Here is a 16,022-nt window from a genome sequence, read left to right on the forward strand (position 1 = left end):
AGCGCCCCGGAAAAAGTTCTGGCATACTTTACGGGCAGGCATAGAGTTGATCTCGCTGAATTGGTTGCACAATCAGTAGATCATATTTTCTCTATGCCTGTCCTTTTTTCTGGGGATTCACCAGCGCCAAGCGGGGTTTTTATTGTTGAGCACCAAAGTTAACTGCGTTTTTGGTTGACCCGCAGTAGGCTGACTAGTGCCGCGATGCTGGCGAAACAGCCCGCCAGAATCAGTGATGCATGTGTTCCATTGGTTGAGAATAGATTAAACATCAAAGCGACTAATGCTGCCCCTGATGTCTGCCCCAACAGGCGCGCTGTGCCCAACATACCACTGGCCCCGCCACTGCGATGTTGTGGTGCTGCGGAGATAAGAGTGTGGTTATTGGGCGCTTGAAACAGACCAAAACCCGCACCGCACAGCACCATACGCCAGATAATATCTACATCAGTGGGGTTGGCTGGCAATATGGCTAACAAGAATAACCCACTGGCAAACACCGCCAGACCAATCCCTCCGAGTAATCCTGCATGGTAGCGTTCAACCAACCGCCCGGCTATTGGGGCAACCACCATGGTGGCGAGTGGCCATGGGGTTAATAGCAGCCCGGTGGCAACTTCATCGCGGCCCAATACAATTTGTAGGAAGAAAGGCAGTGAAACCATGGCCAGCATTTGTGCGGCAAAGGAGCAAACTGATGTGCCGATCGATAAGGCAAAAATAGGAATACGCAGTAAATCCACGGGCAGCAAGGGGAAGGGCTGATTGAGTTGGCGGCGTACAAAGAAAAAGCCGATGACTAATAAGGCGACCACTTCGGCGGCAATCAGTGTCGGGCTTTGCTCTTGGGCAAAACCACTGATAGCAGTTATCAGTAAACCAAAGGTCAACGCATTCATAATACTGCTGGTGACATCGAAACGGTTGCCGTTGCTTTTCATATTGTTGGCAGGTAAGAACTTCATGCCCAGCCCCCAAGCGACCAGGCCGATCGGCACGTTAATAGCAAATAGCCATTGCCAGGAGGCAACTGACAACACCGCGGCTGCAATGGTTGGCCCCGCCGCCGCAGAAACCGCCACAATCAAGGCATTAATACCGATACCTCGGCCTAACTGAGCTTTGGGATAAATAATTCGGATGAGAGCAGTATTCACACTCATTAATGCGGCGGCCCCAAGCCCTTGCAGTACGCGAGCAAATGTTAGTGTCCACAAAGAGTCGGACAGGGCGCAGAACAGGGATGTCACACTGAATACCAGTAAACCGGCCTGATAAACCCGTCGATAACCAATGATATCGCCCAGTGAGGCCATCGAAAGTAAAGATACGGTAATGGCTAGCTGATAGGCATTCACTACCCAGATAGAAGTGGCCGGGCTGGCATTGAGATCACGGGCAATGGTCGGTAATGCGACATTGGCGATAGTGCCGTCCAGCACCGCGATCATAATACCTAAAGCAATAACAAAGACTGCGGCATAGCGCTGTGGAACCGGCATTCCATCAGTTGCAGATGGGTTCATAGATTTTATCTGTAAAAGTAATGAGGTAGCTGAATCTTTCTATGCTAACGGCTATTGTGCTTGAATGCATCCTTGTGGCCGGGTTATTTGTAAAAGGCCATGTTGCGGCTGGGCAATGAGTGTTATAGGCGCGCGTGACTAAAGAATCGAATGAAACTTCCCTTTTAAGCCAGATTAACCGCCTGATAAAAACCGTAATTTATGCAAATCATTAAAAATAGAACCGCGATCACGTAAAAATGAAACATCGTTTCTATAATTTGAGGTAGTATTAACCGAACAGGTTTTCCTGCGGGTAAATTTTAATTCTCTGATGATTTTAAGGACTTTCCGGATGGCTAAAGGTAAACAAATCCCCCTGACATTTCAGACTTATCAGGATGCCTCTACCGGTGCACAAGTGACACGGCTGACGCCTCCTGACGTGACTTGCCACCGTAACTATTTCTATCAAAAATGTTTCACCCGTGATGGTAGTAAGTTGTTGTTTGGTGGCGCTTTTGATGGCCCATGGAACTACTACTTGCTGGATCTTAATACTCAGGTGGCAACACAGCTGACAGAAGGGCGTGGCGATAATACCTTTGGTGGTTTCTTATCACCGGATGATGACGCGCTGTTTTATGTCAAAGATGGCCGCAATCTGATGCGTGTTGACCTCGCCACATTAGAAGAAAATGTGGTTTATCAGGTACCTGAAGAGTGGGTTGGTTACGGCACTTGGGTAGCAAATTCAGATTGTACCAAGTTGGTTGGCATCGAGATCAAACGCGAAGATTGGCAGCCCTTGACGGACTGGAAGAAATTCCACGAATTCTACTTCACTAAACCTTGCTGCCGCTTGATGCGAGTTGATCTTAAAACAGGTGAATCAGCGGTGATTTTGCAAGAAAATCAATGGCTCGGTCATCCAATTTACCGCCCTTATGATGACAACACTGTGGCGTTTTGCCATGAAGGCCCCCATGATCTGGTTGATGCGCGGATGTGGCTCATCAATGAAGATGGCAGCAATATGCGCAAGGTGAAAACCCATGCGGAAGGCGAAAGTTGTACCCATGAATTCTGGGTGCCAGATGGCTCAGCGCTGGTGTATGTTTCCTATCTAAAAGGTAGCCCAGATCGCTTTATCTACAGTGCAGATCCAGAAACACTGGAAAACCGACAATTGACCTCAATGCCAGCGTGTTCGCATCTGATGAGTAACTATGACGGCACGTTGCTGGTGGGCGATGGTTCTGATGCGCCGGTAGATGTGCAAGATGATAGCGGGTATAAGATTGAAAATGATCCATTCCTGTATGTTTTCAATCTGAAGAATGGCACTCAGCATCGTGTGGCTCGCCACGACACTTCATGGAAAGTATTTGAAGGTGACCGTCAGGTTACACATCCACATCCTTCCTTTACACCGGACGATAAGCAAATCCTATTTACCTCGGATGTTCACGGTAAACCGGCATTATATTTAGCCACATTGCCTGAATCGGTCTGGAAATAGTTGAGTTTTACACTAGCCTCTTTCATGGAAAGGGGCTAGTTTGCTGTCTGCAAGGCTAATATCTTATTATTCACATTGGTTTATTGCACAGTCTCGCGACTTCCCTTTATAATAAAACCACTGTTCTATTTTTTTTAAAACATATTGTTTTATCAAACACAGAAAATGAGTAGGGTAACCAAAAAATGGCTATTGCAGATTTAGATAAACAGCCCGACTCTGTTTCGTCGGTTCTGAAAGTTTTTGGCATCTTACAAGCCTTGGGTGAAGAGCGGGAAATAGGTATTACCGAGCTTTCTCAGCGTGTAATGATGCCTAAGAGTACCGTGTACCGCTTCCTACAGACCATGAAATCTTTGGGATATGTCGCACAGGAAGGCGAATCAGAGAAGTATTCCCTGACTCTGAAGTTATTTGAGTTAGGCGCTAAAGCATTACAAAACGTCGATTTGATCCGTAGCGCTGATATACAAATGCGTGAATTATCCAATGAAACTCGTGAAACTATTCACTTGGGTGCCTTGGATGAAGATAGCATCGTTTATATCCATAAAATCGATTCTATGTATAACCTGCGGATGCATTCTCGTATCGGCCGTCGTAACCCGCTGCACAGTACTGCCATTGGTAAGGTATTGTTGGCGTGGCGTGATCGCGGCGAAGTAGAAGAAATCTTGTCTCATGTCGAGTTTACCCGCAGCACCAAACACACGCTGGGCAGTGCAGCGGAACTGTTGCCGGTGTTAGATCAGGTTCGTGAGCAAGGCTTCGGTGAAGATATCGAAGAACAAGAAGAAGGTTTACGTTGCATTGCTGTGCCGGTTTTTGACCGTTTCGGTGTCGTCATTGCGGGTTTAAGTATTTCATATCCGACGTTGCGATTCTCTGAAGATAGCAAGAGTAATATTGTGAAATCTTTGCATCGCGCTGCACGTAATATTTCTGAGCAAATGGGCTATCGCGATTATCCTTTCTGAGGAAATCTCTTTTAGGGTAAATACTGTATAATTATTGGATATTTTAAGTCAGCTGTTAATTATAACTATTTATTCCTTCCTTCCCATATTCCAAACGGCTCCTCTCATCAGGAGCCGTTTTTTATTAGTATCATAGGTAATATCACCATCAACTAATTTATAGATATAAGTATTATCTGATGATATTACTTATCATTTGCACATACTGTTGACGAGCCATTTAATTTAGTGGGTTCACTATAACCGTGCTTAAGCATCATTACAGGGAGAAAAAGATGAGGAAGTTATTAAGCATCGGGTTATTACTGCTGTTGGCGGGCTGTAGTAACTCTCATCGTGATGGCTCGCATAAATTGATTGATCGTGGTGAGTATAAAGTGGATACCAGTATCCCTTCTGTTGCTCAAAATACGCGAGTGAGGTTTTTGGTTCTTCACTACACCGCAACAGATGATGCAGAATCACTGAGATTACTGACACAAGGTAATGTTAGCGCCCATTATTTGGTCAAAACACATCCAGATAACCTTGATGGTAAACCTATCGTTTTACAATTGGTTCCTGAATCTGAGCGCGCTTGGCATGCCGGTGTTAGCTATTGGCATGGGCGTAATAGCCTCAATGATACCTCGATAGGCATTGAAATCGTCAATAAGGGCTTTACTGAGAAGATGTTGGGTCGGCAGTGGTATCCGTACAACGAATCACAGATTCAATTGATTGAGCGGCTAACCAAGGACATTGTTGAGCGTTATAATATTGACCCAACGGATGTTGTTGCCCATAGCGATATTGCACCACAAAGAAAGTCAGATCCTGGGCCGTTATTTCCATGGAAGCGTTTAGCGGAACAGGGCATAGGGGCTTGGCCTGATGATGCGACGGTTACAAAGTATATTGATGGTCGAAATAAAAAGGATCTCGCATCTGTCGCCATTATCCAGCAGGCATTAGCGCGTTATGGTTATCAAATCCCCCAAAGTGGCGAGCTGGATGATGAGACCAAACACGTTATTGAAGCATTTCAAATGCACTTCAGGGCGCAAGATTTTAGTGGTGTACCTGATGTAGAAACGGAAGCTATTGCATTGGCATTGGTTGAAAAATATCGTCCCCTTCATCCTTGATGCCGCAGGGGTGTTAGCTGCATTTACTCACCCGAATCACTTACTTGAGTAGGCTCATCGGGACTCGTTCATTTGCTGCCTACCTGCGACTTCAATGCTTTTGGGGATCCCCTTAATCCTTGAGGCCGCAGGGGGTTAGTTGTTCTCAGTCTTTTAAAAACAAAAAGCCAGTCACAGATATGACTGGCTTTTGAGGACTCATCAGCGATGTTTATTGATGGGCTAAATCGCCATCATCTTCACTGTTAAGAATGTCTTTATCTGTTTGTTTCATCAATTGGCTGGTAATCGTACCGGCAGTCATTGAGCCGCTGACATTCAAGGCGGTGCGGCCCATATCAATCAATGGTTCAACAGAGATGAGCAAAGCAACCAAAGTGACGGGCAAGCCCAACGCAGGTAATACGATTAGCGCCGCGAAAGTCGCGCCACCGCCAACACCGGCAACACCGGCAGAGCTGATGGTGACAATGCCGACCAGTGTGGCAATCCAGATGGGGTCCAGTGGGTTAATACCCACGGTTGGCGCAACCATCACGGCCAACATTGCAGGATACAAACCAGCACAGCCATTCTGGCCGATAGTCGCCCCAAAAGACGCGGAGAAACTGGCGATAGATTCTGGCACACCCAAGCGGCGAGTTTGTGCTTCCACATTCAACGGGATACTGGCAGCACTGGAGCGGCTGGTAAATGCAAACGTCAGCACAGGCCAAACTTTGCGGAAGAATTTCAGCGGGTTAATGCCAGTGAAAGACAGCAGCACGCCATGTACCACAAACATAATGGCCAAGCCGAGGTAAGAGGCAACAACAAAACTGCCCAGCTTGATAATGTCTTGGATATTAGAACCGGCAACCACTTTGGTCATCAAGGCCAGTACGCCGTAAGGGGTCAGTTTCATCACCAGACGCACCAGCTTCATCACCCAAGCTTGCAGGGTGTCGATAGCCACTAACACGCGTTGGCCTTTTTCTACATCATCTTTCAGTAATTGCAGGGAAGCTATTCCCAGGAAAGTGGCAAAGATAACCACACTGATGATTGAGGTTGGGCTAGCACCGGTTAAATCGGCAAATGGATTTTTCGGGATAAAGGACAGAATCAGCTGAGGGACTGTCAGGTCAGTCACTTTACTAAGATAATTGCTTTCGATAGCACTCAAACGCGCTGATTCTTGTGTACCTTGCACCAGACCATCGGCCGTTAAGCCAAACAGATTAGTGACCAACACACCCACCAGAGCTGCGATTAATGTGGTGAATAGCAATGTGCCAATAGTCAATACACTGATTTTACCCAAAGAAGAGGCATTGTGAAGTTTGGCAACCGCACTTAAAATTGAGGCGAATACCAGCGGCATAACAATCATCTGCAGCAATTGCACATAGCCATTACCGACGATATTAAACCAAGTGATCGACTCTTTCAGTAGCGGATTATCTGAGCCATAGACCCATTGTAGCCCCAGACCAAATAGCACACCCAGCCCCAGACCGGCCAAGACTTTCTTGGACAGACTCCATTGTTTATGCCGGGTTTGTGCCAACAGTAATAGCAGTGCCACAAATAACAGCACGTTAATCACAAGCGGTAGGTTCATCCCCAAATCTCCAAATTATTATTTTAAATACTGGCCACATATTCTATGTCTATTTTTATCTAGAATAGAGCCACGCACAGGCAACTGCGCAAATTAGTCGCGTATGTTAGCAGTTACTTAGGAAGCTCACTTATACTCAAAAAGAATTTTATATAATTTTTTTACCTTATTTGTATGTAATTCATACAAATTGGCCGTTATTTACACACTAAAATGTGATCATAATCTAAAATTCTTCAATTGCTCCATATAGGATTGTAGCGGAATAGTGGTGTCAGTTTGCCAATAGACGGAAAAACAAACTAATAGGACACATAATACGCGCTCTAATTGATTACCTTTTTGTGGGCGTAATATTGGAACAGAAAAACGCCAACGGCATGGCCATAAAAGCGGTACTCCGGCAGGCGTAATCATATCGGCCAATAGATGGCTAAAATAGCCAATAATCATCGCGTGAAATGCATCCGCGGGGATAATCCAGTCACGAGAAATATCCATTTGAAAAAGCGCAATACCGCCGAATACCGCCAACAGGCTATGAGTAAACCCGCGATGACCAAATGCACGAGCAATAGGCGTTGATATCCACTTTAGTCGCTGACCAAGGATTGATTTGGGGTGATCAATATCTGGCAGCAGGGAAGTTAGCAGGGCGCCAGGGATAATATGCCACCAATCGCCATGTGCCAGTTCAGGGGTGAGGCCGACTTTCTTGGCAAAAATAACGCAGGCGACAGAAAAAATAAGGTGTCCTTCCCCTGTCATACTTGAATTCCGAATCTGTAGCTGTTGATTTATCCAGTATATGAGATTTTTAATGGCATGAATAGCCGTTACGCTGTAACTAAATGTCTCATTTTTCGTGGATTAAGGAAATGTCATTTAACCTGAGGTTTTGTAATGGAAATATCGGGTGTTGGGCTGAAATAGCGGCGTCAGACAGGGGCAACTTTGGAACGGCCATGGCTCACACTAGGGGGGGCTTAAAAAAGGGGAAAAGCAACTGGGAGTCAGCTTTTCCCCAAAGTCATACGGTAGGGCATAATTAACAAATAATGATGAGGGTACTAATAACTACAGATCTATTAACAACTACAGGTTTATTAATATCGACAGGTCTATTTATCCGGTCAAAATTAGAAGCTGTACTGCACACCTACGCGGTAACGAGTTTGGCGTTCGTCGGTTGCTTTACTACCAGGGACGTTACCGATAGCCACGTAGGGTTTCCAGCTTTTATCCCATTTGTAGGCGATTTTTACATCATGTGCCCATTCGTATTTTTCTTTATTTGCCAGAATTTCGTCTTCAGATTTCTTGTAGTTCAATTCATATTCAGCTGAATAGTCTTTCAAGAAATTATAAGCAAACAGCATGGTGAACTCATGGCCTTTCTCGGTTTTTTTAGTCTGAGCAGGTTGGTTACGTTTGTAATATGGGCGGTAACGTAGGGATGTTGAAAAATCATCAGTGAAAGCCACTTTACCGCGAACATATGGACGGTAATTATTGGAGTCAGAGGTTGAATCTAATGAGAATCCTGGTTCAACTTGGAAAGTTTTGTTGATTTTGTAAACATAGCTGGCAACGACTTCGGTGCCGTTACTCACTTGTTCATTGAATGGTTTATTCGGAGTGGTGTCAGAACTGTGCTGGCCCCATTTCCCTTCTAAAGACAAGCCAAAGCCATTGGCAAAGCGGTTGGAAAATAGCAAACGATCTTTATGGTCAGATTTACTGGTGTCTTTCATTTCGTGCCGGTAGTCAATTGTTGTTGCAACAGAACTAAAGCTGATTACAGATGCCACTGCCAGAGTTAGTAATTTAAATTTCATTTTTATATAATCCCAGAGTTATGGTTATTTAAATCAAAATCAATTAACAATTCTATAAAGATCAACATACGACTAAAAATCAATTTCACGAACAAAGAAACAATGTTTCATTTATTGTGAATGCATATTCTATTTATATTAATAATTATTTTTGTGATCCAAGTCTGTGTTAGTGATTAATTTTTTAAACAGATATTAAATTGTGATGTCGATCTAATTGACTATTACTTTTTTTAAAACGAAATAACCCCGCCAAATTAATGGCAGGGTTTAATAGGGACTTAAGTTAAATTGGTTTATTAACGCATGGCACGTTTGAGAATACGGTCACCTTGTTTGTTAAAGTATTCTGCAGTTTCTTGTACAGTCTTCTGACCATAATCTATATATTGGATGGCATCACCGAATAGTGAAACAATCTGCGGGTCATCAAAGTATGGTGAAGTTGTCATTTTGTGTGGCAACTCCAATGCCATACTTAAACCAGCAACAGAAGGATCTTCATCTTTAATTACGCCGGTTTCGCGTAGTTGAGCCACCGCCGCTGCACTTAATGGTACGCCACGCTCCAGACCTAATGCTTCAATCCCTTCTGGGCTGTTCAACAAGAAGTTGATTAACATAGCACTTTCTTGTGGATACTTAGTTGATTTACCAATGGAAAGCATCTGCGCTGGTTTAAAGAATAAGCCAGCATCTTTTGCTCCTGGCAGCATCGGATATGGACCAAGCACCAGTTTAGCGGGTTTGGTCAAGTTATCAGAATACTTAGTTATAGTGGAGTTCCACATATAAGTACCTGCCCATTCACCATTAATCCACGGCTTCATTTCATACATATTACTCTTGCCGAATGAAGCATAGTATTTGGTAGATGGCATAACATGATTATCGACCATGGTTTTATACATGGTAAAGAATTCGACCCACTGTTCTGGCGTGTAGGCAAATTTCTTATTAGCTTCATCAATGGTTGGAATGTTGTATTTTTGTGTCATATAAGAGCGGATTAACGCTAAAGTATCTTGATGCTCTAATACTACTGGATAATATTGGTCACCCAGTTTTTCTTTAAATACTTTACCTGCAGCAAGCAATTCATCCCAAGTTTTAGGATATTCTACGCCAGCTTTAGCCCAGGTCGCATCATTGAAATAGAAGATACGTGCAGTCACTGAAATTGGAATGCCATTCAACTTGCCATTAACGGTAGTTTGTTTCAGTTCTTTAGGATCGAATTGTGATAAATCTAATTGTTCCTTAACACTAAACAAATTATAGAATCCGGTGCCGTCTTTAGAGAAAATAGGTAACCAGTTCCAGTTAGTTTGCATAACGTCAGGTTCAGTACCACCGGCAATTTGTGTCGTCAGACGAGATAAATGACCATCCCAGCCGGTATATTCTGCTTTAACATTAATATTCGGATGTTGTTTGTGGAATTCTTCTAATGCTTTTAATGTCACCTGATGACGGCCATTACCACCCCACCATGACATGCGTAAATTAACTTCGTCCTGTGCTGCAAAGGCTTGATGTGATAATAGTGCCAGAGTGGATGCTATTAGCGTGTGTAGGATCGCTTTTTTCATTGGGTACTGCTCCTGTTAAAGAGAGATATTTTTTTCTGTTTTTGCATCAAAGATATGGCATTTATCCATATCAAACTGGAAGTACACTGTGCGATGTAGACCATTTTCGATAATAGGGCGCGCTTCGTCAGATGGCAGACGGCAAGTCAGCTCAAAATCATCAACTTTGATATACATAAAGAATTCGTGACCCATGTTTTCCACTCGTACCAATTCACCTTGAGAGTGATTTTCAGTAAATGGATTCATAGACATGCTGACGAATTCAGGACGAACGCCAAAGAACACTTTTTCCCCGGCGTGGGCGGCAACTTTGGCTTGTTGTCTTGCATTTAATACTAAGGTGTATTGACCCACGGTCAGGCCAATTTCCCCGTCTTTTTCTACCAGCGTGCTCGGTTTGATATTCATTTCCGGCGCGCCAATAAAACCAGCAACAAACATATTGGTAGGGTAGTGATAGAGATTATCTGGAGTATCCACTTGCATAATGTGGCCCAGTTTCATCACACAGATTCGGTCACCCATGGTCATTGCTTCGGTCTGATCGTGGGTTACATAAACTGTGGTTGCTGCTTTACCGCTTTTTTTCAATTGCTTATGTAAGTCAGAGATACGAATACGCATAGAGGCGCGCAGTTTGGCATCCAAGTTTGATAAGGGTTCATCGAACAAGAATACGTCGGGCTTTTTAACAATGGCACGACCAACAGCCACACGCTGTGCTTGACCACCAGATAGCTGACGCGGCAAGCGGTCAAGCAAGTCTTCTAACTCTAAAATCTTTGCAGCTTCAGCAACTTGTGTTTCAATCTGGTCTTTTGGCAGTTTGCTTAATTTAAGGCCAAACGCCAGGTTCTCTTTTACAGTCATGTGCGGATACAGCGCATAGTTCTGGAACACCATGGCAATACCACGTGATTTCGGGGCCAGATTATTGACCACCCGATCACCAATTCGAACTTCACCATCACTGATGGTTTCCAGCCCGGCCAACATACGCAGGGTCGTGGATTTAGCACAGCCAGATGGGCCAACAATCACCATAAATTCGCCATCATGGATTTTCAGATCAATGCCATGAACCGCGCGGAAACCGTTGGAGTAAACTTTGCCTAACTTATTAAAAATGACTTCAGCCATGATAAATCCTCTATTAACCTTTAATTCCGCTGCTGGTTACGCCTTGCACGAAGTAGCGTTGAGCCAGGAAGAAAACAATGATGGACGGCAGAATGGAGATGCTCGCCATTGCCAGAATTTCGTTCCAAGGTGCGCCTTCGGTCACGTCAATTGACATCTTAAGAGCCAGCGCTATCGGGTACTTGTCTACGCTGTAGACGTAAATCAGTGGGCCGATAAAGTCGTTCATTGACCACATGAACTGGAACAATGCCACGGAAATAATGGCTGGCTTCAAGATTGGCACAACCACGTACCACAACACTTGGAATGAGTTACATCCGTCAATTTGTGCGGCTTCTTCCATGTCGCGAGGAACACCGCGCAGGAATTGGATCAACATAAAGACAAAGAACCCTTGTGTTGCGAACGCTAATGGCAGATACAGCGGCATATAGCTATTCAGCATGCCCATTTCACGGAACATGATGTATTGAGGAATCAATAACACAGTACTTGGCAGCAACATGGTGGTGATTAATGTTGCGAACCAGAATTTCTTCCATGGGATCTCAAAGCGTGCGAAACCATACGCCACGATAGTGGAGGAAATAATCGTCAGAATGACTTTCGGGATAACAAACTTAAAAGTGTTAAGCATGTAATGACCGAAATTATATTCTGTACCGGTTTTCCAACCGTTAACAAAACCATCGCTCGTTGGGTGTTCTGGCCATAATCCTAAAGTGGTGAAGATTTCATTATTAGGTTTAAAGGCGGCGGAAAACATCCACAGCAATGGGTAAAGCATCATCAGTCCGACAATAATCAAAACAATATAGCGGATAGCAGCACTGACTTTAGCTTTGCGTAATGTCCGGCTAATTTCTGCATCAGCGATATCCTGCGCCAGATCTAATTTCTTCTGGTTGGAGTTTTCGTGTACGTCAGTCATTTTTTCCTCCTTTATCGGCGGAGTAGAAGACCCAATATTTGGAAGATTTAAATGCAATTGAGGCAAAGAGGGCGACGACTAGGAATAATACCCAAGCCAGCGCAGCACCGTATCCCATATCAAAGTATTTAAACGCGGTATCATATATATATAGCGAGAATAAATAAGTGTAATGGGTTGGCCCACCACCGGTGATGACATAAGGCGCGGTAAATTCTTGGAATGCCTGTGTGGTTTGCATAATAAAGTTGAAGAAAATAACCGGCGTAATCAGTGGCACGGTAACTTTCATGAACATTTGCCATTTTGAGGCACCATCTATCATGGCAGCTTCATATTGTGACTGCGGTACGTTCTGCAATGCGGCGAGGAAAATAACCATGGCAGAACCGAACTGCCAAACACGCAGTAATGTTACTGAAGTCAGTGCCAGCGCCGGCTCTCCCAGCCAGTTGACAGGGTCAAACCCAAATACCCCGATAAAACCATTTAACAAACCATCAATGGCAAATAGAGCACGCCATAACACCGCAATAGCTACGCTACTGCCGAGAATTGAAGGAATATAGAATGCGGTACGGAAGAATCCAATACCGCGTAATTTAAAGTTCAGTACAAAAGCAATCCCCAGAGCAAATGCCAGTTTTAATGGAATAGTCAGAAATACATAAGCGAAAGTCACTGCCATGGATTTCCAAAATAAATCATCTTCAAGGAACATATGACGGTAATTCTCGATCCCGTTGTAAACGGGAGGGTTCATTAAGTCATACTCAGTAAAACTGAGAAAGAAAGATGATACAAAGGGGAAAGCCGTGAATATTATCAACCCTATTATATAAGGTGATATATAGGCTAACCCCAGCATTCTGTTTTCATTCATAATGCTTACCTATTTTTAATAACATGAAAGATAAATAAAACTACTGATTCAAAAGTGTCGGATAAATAAAATCGATGTCATACAGAGTGCGGCTTTCTCCGTTCACCTGATAATCTCCATGGATGTAACCACCATTGGTAATAAATTGAGGAACGGCTGCCAATTTATTTTGTTTGGCAGCAATCAAGGTCAATATTGCTAATGCAATCGGATTGTCGATACGAAAATAACGGTGCTGTGCTGATTCGACAAACAAGCCGCGATGATAATGCTGGTTAAATAGGTCATTCCCAATTTGCCAAGCTAATTCAAATAATTGTTTGCATTGGCAATGCTCGGCCAGTTCAACTAAGGCCAGTAGTAAAGACGGGGAAATCACTGTTTTTTTGTCATTGATTAGCACTGCGCGGCGTTCTTGTTTGTTTAATTCAGCCAACTGCCAGCGGTGCAACAAAACCCCAATCAGATCGAATAATTCTTCGTCTTCACTGATTCGCCAGGCACGAACCAGCGGGAGCAGATAATCGACCTCTAATGGGAATGACGAAATAACCTGGCCTTTTGCGCCATAATAACCATCGCGTTGTAAGACATAACCGCTCATATCCTGTCCATCGTTCCATAACGGGCGCAATGTATTGCTCTCAACATCATAAGCGAAACGATAATAATTCTTTAACCCATCAATAACCCATTGCAGAACTTCCGCATCAGGTTGCTGGCGCAAGATATCCAACATTGCCAATGGGTTATCAATCAGCAATGGCCGCATATCACGGAACAAGACATTGGCTTCACGGGCAATTTCACCAAATTCAGGGCCAAATTGGCGTTTGGCTCGATCGCCATACCAGGATTGGGTCTGATTATCATCTGCCGGTATTGGCCGACGTTGTTGCGGCGAACTGAACTGATAAACCGGTAATCCTGTTTCAGGATTACGGGCTAAGACGTATTGACGGTATAGATGTTTTCCCCAAGCAGCAGCTGCGATGTCACCCGTATACGCCGCATATTTATAAGCTGCGTAAATGAGGTCGGTACCGGCATTCACAAAGGTCAGGCCTTTAGTCTCCGGTAATTGTGGCAATGCTTCTGGTTTAACCACGTCATTGCGCACATGGGTGAAAACATGGGGGTCGCGTTGCTTGTCATAGCTACCATGACGGCCTAGGTCCAGTGTTTGCCAATCTTCGACATGGGCGTGCCAAAAACCTTGTAGGAAATTAAGCGTTTTCTCACGATCAACACTGAGCAATAAGTCGTAATAGGGCAGGTGATGTTTAAGTTCATGCACTTGCGCCTTTGATTCTGGGCCTTCAGTTTGTAAAGTGTCCAAATTCAGGAAGCGGTGACCACCCCAATAAAACAGCCCGCTCTGCTCATGAACACCTTTTTGCATGAAATAGCGGCTTTGTACCCGCGCTTGTTGATGATATTGCGGGTCTTGTGTGACCAGGCTGAGAGCATCCAACGTCCGTAGCCAGTTTTGTTGACTGGCGAAGTTAGATATCGGAATATCACGGCCATCTGGGAATTTCCAGGTCACAGGTTGGTGAGTCAAAACATCAAAGCCATCGGCCATTAGTGGGGTCGGGTTTTGATGACTATGGCTAACAGACTGGACTAATTCAACATAGCTACGGATAGCGCTGAGCCAGTTAATCATCACTGCGTCACTGTCTTTAATGTTACCGACAAAATTCATCACCATAACCCCATCATAGAAATATCTGGTCGGAACCGGTTTTAGGTTCCTTATAAATAGAAACACCGTTTCAATCTATTATATTTGTATTTACTGGCGAGTCATTGGGCGAATGACAAAAGTGTGATCAGAGTCGGAACGTTGTTTTGAATTTTTTATTTTTGCACTTTTTGACGGTTTTTTTAGCTGGTTTGCTTTGTTAACCAATTGATAAATAACCAATAAAAAAAGGCACAACAGAAGTTGTGCCCGAATGGAATTTTGAGCTGGAATATTGCGAATAACCGCAGTAAATAATCCTTAACTCAAATTGGTGATATTTCTGGGTTTAGCGAGCTAACCAACCGCCATCTACAGCGATAGTGTAACCACTGATATAGTCTGATGCTTTAGAGGCCAGGAACACGACTGGGCCTTTCAGGTCATCAGGTAAGCCCCAACGACCCGCCGGGATACGGTCAAGGATCTCTTTGCTGCGTTCTTCATCTTTACGCAACTGTTGGGTGTTGTTGGTTGCCATGTAACCAGGTGCTACCGCATTCACATTGATGCCGTGTTTAGCCCATTCGTTGGCTAACAGACGGGTCACACCCATCACTGCACTTTTCGATGCAGTATAAGACGGAACGCGGATACCGCCTTGGTAAGACAGCATGGAAGCAACGTTGATGATTTTGCCGCCAGTACCTTGTTTGATAAATTGCTTAGCAACCGCTTGAGACATAAAGAACACCGTTTTGATGTTCACATTCATCACATCGTCCCAGTCCTTCTCGCTGAAGTTGATCGCATCTTCGCGACGGATTATCCCGGCGTTATTGACCAGAATATCAATTTGGCCAAATTCAGCGATGGCGCGTTCTAACAGGGCAGGGATGCCATCAATCTTGCTCAGATCAGCTGTCAAACTTAAGAAGCGGCGGCCTAATGCGGTCACTTTCTCAATGGTATCTTTTGGCTCAACAATATTCACACCAACGATATCGCAACCTGCTTCGGCTAAACCAATCGCCATACCTTGGCCCAAACCTGTGTCACAGCCGGTAACCAGAGCAATTTTACCCTTTAACTCAAAGGAATCTAAGATCATAGCTAACATCTCTCTCAAGGCGGTCAACGATTGCCGCGATTTCAATATTGGGGAAGAAAACGCCCAAAGGACGGATTCAGTTGGTGACGCTTAACACTAT

The 16,022-nt window shown here is 44.3% G+C and carries 13 protein-coding genes; 3 read left to right on the plus strand and 10 right to left on the minus strand.

What is annotated here, in order from left to right:
• Nucleotides 1-158 precede the first annotated feature (158 nt).
• The gene (locus OVO64_RS02670) at nucleotides 159-1,526 is read right to left on the minus strand and encodes an MFS transporter (protein ID WP_038632514.1); all 1,368 of its coding nucleotides are present in this window, start codon (nucleotides 1,524-1,526) and stop codon (nucleotides 159-161) included.
• 334 nt (nucleotides 1,527-1,860) lie between these two features.
• Between OVO64_RS02670 and ogl the strand changes: the two genes are divergently transcribed.
• From ogl to OVO64_RS02685, 3 genes are all read left to right on the plus strand, one after another.
• Nucleotides 1,861-3,027, plus strand: a complete 1,167-nt coding sequence (gene ogl, locus OVO64_RS02675) for an oligogalacturonate lyase (protein ID WP_038632518.1) — start codon at nucleotides 1,861-1,863, stop codon at nucleotides 3,025-3,027.
• 185 nt (nucleotides 3,028-3,212) lie between these two features.
• Nucleotides 3,213-4,004 (plus strand): DNA-binding transcriptional regulator KdgR, encoded by a 792-nt coding sequence (gene kdgR / locus OVO64_RS02680; protein ID WP_038632520.1) that lies wholly within the window; start codon nucleotides 3,213-3,215, stop codon nucleotides 4,002-4,004.
• 275 nt (nucleotides 4,005-4,279) lie between these two features.
• Nucleotides 4,280-5,131 carry an N-acetylmuramoyl-L-alanine amidase gene (locus OVO64_RS02685; RefSeq protein ID WP_038632522.1) on the plus strand — a complete coding sequence of 284 codons (852 nt, stop codon included), beginning with the start codon at nucleotides 4,280-4,282 and terminating at the stop codon, nucleotides 5,129-5,131.
• A 211-nt stretch (nucleotides 5,132-5,342) separates the two neighbouring features.
• Here OVO64_RS02685 and OVO64_RS02690 read toward each other — a convergent pair whose 3' ends face one another.
• The 9 genes from OVO64_RS02690 to kduD all read right to left on the minus strand — a co-directional run bounded on the left by OVO64_RS02690 (nucleotide 5,343) and on the right by kduD (nucleotide 15,922).
• Nucleotides 5,343-6,734 carry an L-cystine transporter gene (locus tag OVO64_RS02690; RefSeq protein ID WP_038632525.1) on the minus strand — a complete coding sequence of 464 codons (1,392 nt, stop codon included), beginning with the start codon at nucleotides 6,732-6,734 and terminating at the stop codon, nucleotides 5,343-5,345.
• Between the two features lie 219 nt (nucleotides 6,735-6,953).
• Entirely contained in the window at nucleotides 6,954-7,502 is a 549-nt protein-coding gene (locus OVO64_RS02695; RefSeq protein ID WP_038632526.1) for a metal-dependent hydrolase, read from the minus strand.
• Nucleotides 7,503-7,873: 371 nt separating this feature from the next.
• Nucleotides 7,874-8,572, minus strand: coding sequence for an oligogalacturonate-specific porin KdgM family protein (locus tag OVO64_RS02700; protein ID WP_038632528.1), 699 nt, complete (start codon nucleotides 8,570-8,572; stop codon nucleotides 7,874-7,876).
• A 299-nt stretch (nucleotides 8,573-8,871) separates the two neighbouring features.
• Complete coding sequence (locus tag OVO64_RS02705; RefSeq protein ID WP_038632530.1) at nucleotides 8,872-10,164, minus strand: ABC transporter substrate-binding protein; 1,293 nt, start codon at nucleotides 10,162-10,164, stop codon at nucleotides 8,872-8,874.
• A 15-nt stretch (nucleotides 10,165-10,179) separates the two neighbouring features.
• Nucleotides 10,180-11,307 carry an ABC transporter ATP-binding protein gene (locus tag OVO64_RS02710; RefSeq protein ID WP_038632531.1) on the minus strand — a complete coding sequence of 376 codons (1,128 nt, stop codon included), beginning with the start codon at nucleotides 11,305-11,307 and terminating at the stop codon, nucleotides 10,180-10,182.
• A gap of 13 nt (nucleotides 11,308-11,320) precedes the next feature.
• Entirely contained in the window at nucleotides 11,321-12,241 is a 921-nt protein-coding gene (locus OVO64_RS02715) for a carbohydrate ABC transporter permease (protein ID WP_032821132.1), read from the minus strand.
• Nucleotides 12,234-13,124, minus strand: coding sequence for a carbohydrate ABC transporter permease (locus OVO64_RS02720; RefSeq protein WP_038632534.1), 891 nt, complete (start codon nucleotides 13,122-13,124; stop codon nucleotides 12,234-12,236). Before OVO64_RS02720 ends, OVO64_RS02715 begins: the two co-directional genes overlap by 8 nt.
• Before the next feature lie 40 nt (nucleotides 13,125-13,164).
• Entirely contained in the window at nucleotides 13,165-14,832 is a 1,668-nt protein-coding gene (locus OVO64_RS02725) for a pectate lyase (protein ID WP_038632536.1), read from the minus strand.
• Between the two features lie 328 nt (nucleotides 14,833-15,160).
• Entirely contained in the window at nucleotides 15,161-15,922 is a 762-nt protein-coding gene (kduD, locus tag OVO64_RS02730; protein WP_004393262.1) for a 2-dehydro-3-deoxy-D-gluconate 5-dehydrogenase KduD, read from the minus strand.
• Nucleotides 15,923-16,022: the final 100 nt, after the last annotated feature.

The sequence above is a fragment of the Yersinia sp. Marseille-Q5920 genome, from assembly GCF_946902935.1.
GTDB classification, from domain to species: domain Bacteria; phylum Pseudomonadota; class Gammaproteobacteria; order Enterobacterales; family Enterobacteriaceae; genus Yersinia; species Yersinia rochesterensis.

Coding starts and splice junctions, on each gene's coding strand:
- OVO64_RS02690 (WP_038632525.1), bottom strand. CDS start 6,734: ATGAACCTACCGCTTGTGATTAACGTGCTGTTATTTGTGGCACTGCTA.
- OVO64_RS02710 (WP_038632531.1), bottom strand. CDS start 11,307: ATGGCTGAAGTCATTTTTAATAAGTTAGGCAAAGTTTACTCCAACGGT.
- OVO64_RS02700 (WP_038632528.1), bottom strand. CDS start 8,572: ATGAAATTTAAATTACTAACTCTGGCAGTGGCATCTGTAATCAGCTTT.
- OVO64_RS02725 (WP_038632536.1), bottom strand. CDS start 14,832: ATGAATTTTGTCGGTAACATTAAAGACAGTGACGCAGTGATGATTAAC.
- OVO64_RS02695 (WP_038632526.1), bottom strand. CDS start 7,502: ATGACAGGGGAAGGACACCTTATTTTTTCTGTCGCCTGCGTTATTTTT.
- ogl (WP_038632518.1), top strand. CDS start 1,861: ATGGCTAAAGGTAAACAAATCCCCCTGACATTTCAGACTTATCAGGAT.
- kdgR (WP_038632520.1), top strand. CDS start 3,213: ATGGCTATTGCAGATTTAGATAAACAGCCCGACTCTGTTTCGTCGGTT.
- kduD (WP_004393262.1), bottom strand. CDS start 15,922: ATGATCTTAGATTCCTTTGAGTTAAAGGGTAAAATTGCTCTGGTTACC.
- OVO64_RS02685 (WP_038632522.1), top strand. CDS start 4,280: ATGAGGAAGTTATTAAGCATCGGGTTATTACTGCTGTTGGCGGGCTGT.
- OVO64_RS02720 (WP_038632534.1), bottom strand. CDS start 13,124: ATGAATGAAAACAGAATGCTGGGGTTAGCCTATATATCACCTTATATA.
- OVO64_RS02715 (WP_032821132.1), bottom strand. CDS start 12,241: ATGACTGACGTACACGAAAACTCCAACCAGAAGAAATTAGATCTGGCG.
- OVO64_RS02705 (WP_038632530.1), bottom strand. CDS start 10,164: ATGAAAAAAGCGATCCTACACACGCTAATAGCATCCACTCTGGCACTA.
- OVO64_RS02670 (WP_038632514.1), bottom strand. CDS start 1,526: ATGAACCCATCTGCAACTGATGGAATGCCGGTTCCACAGCGCTATGCC.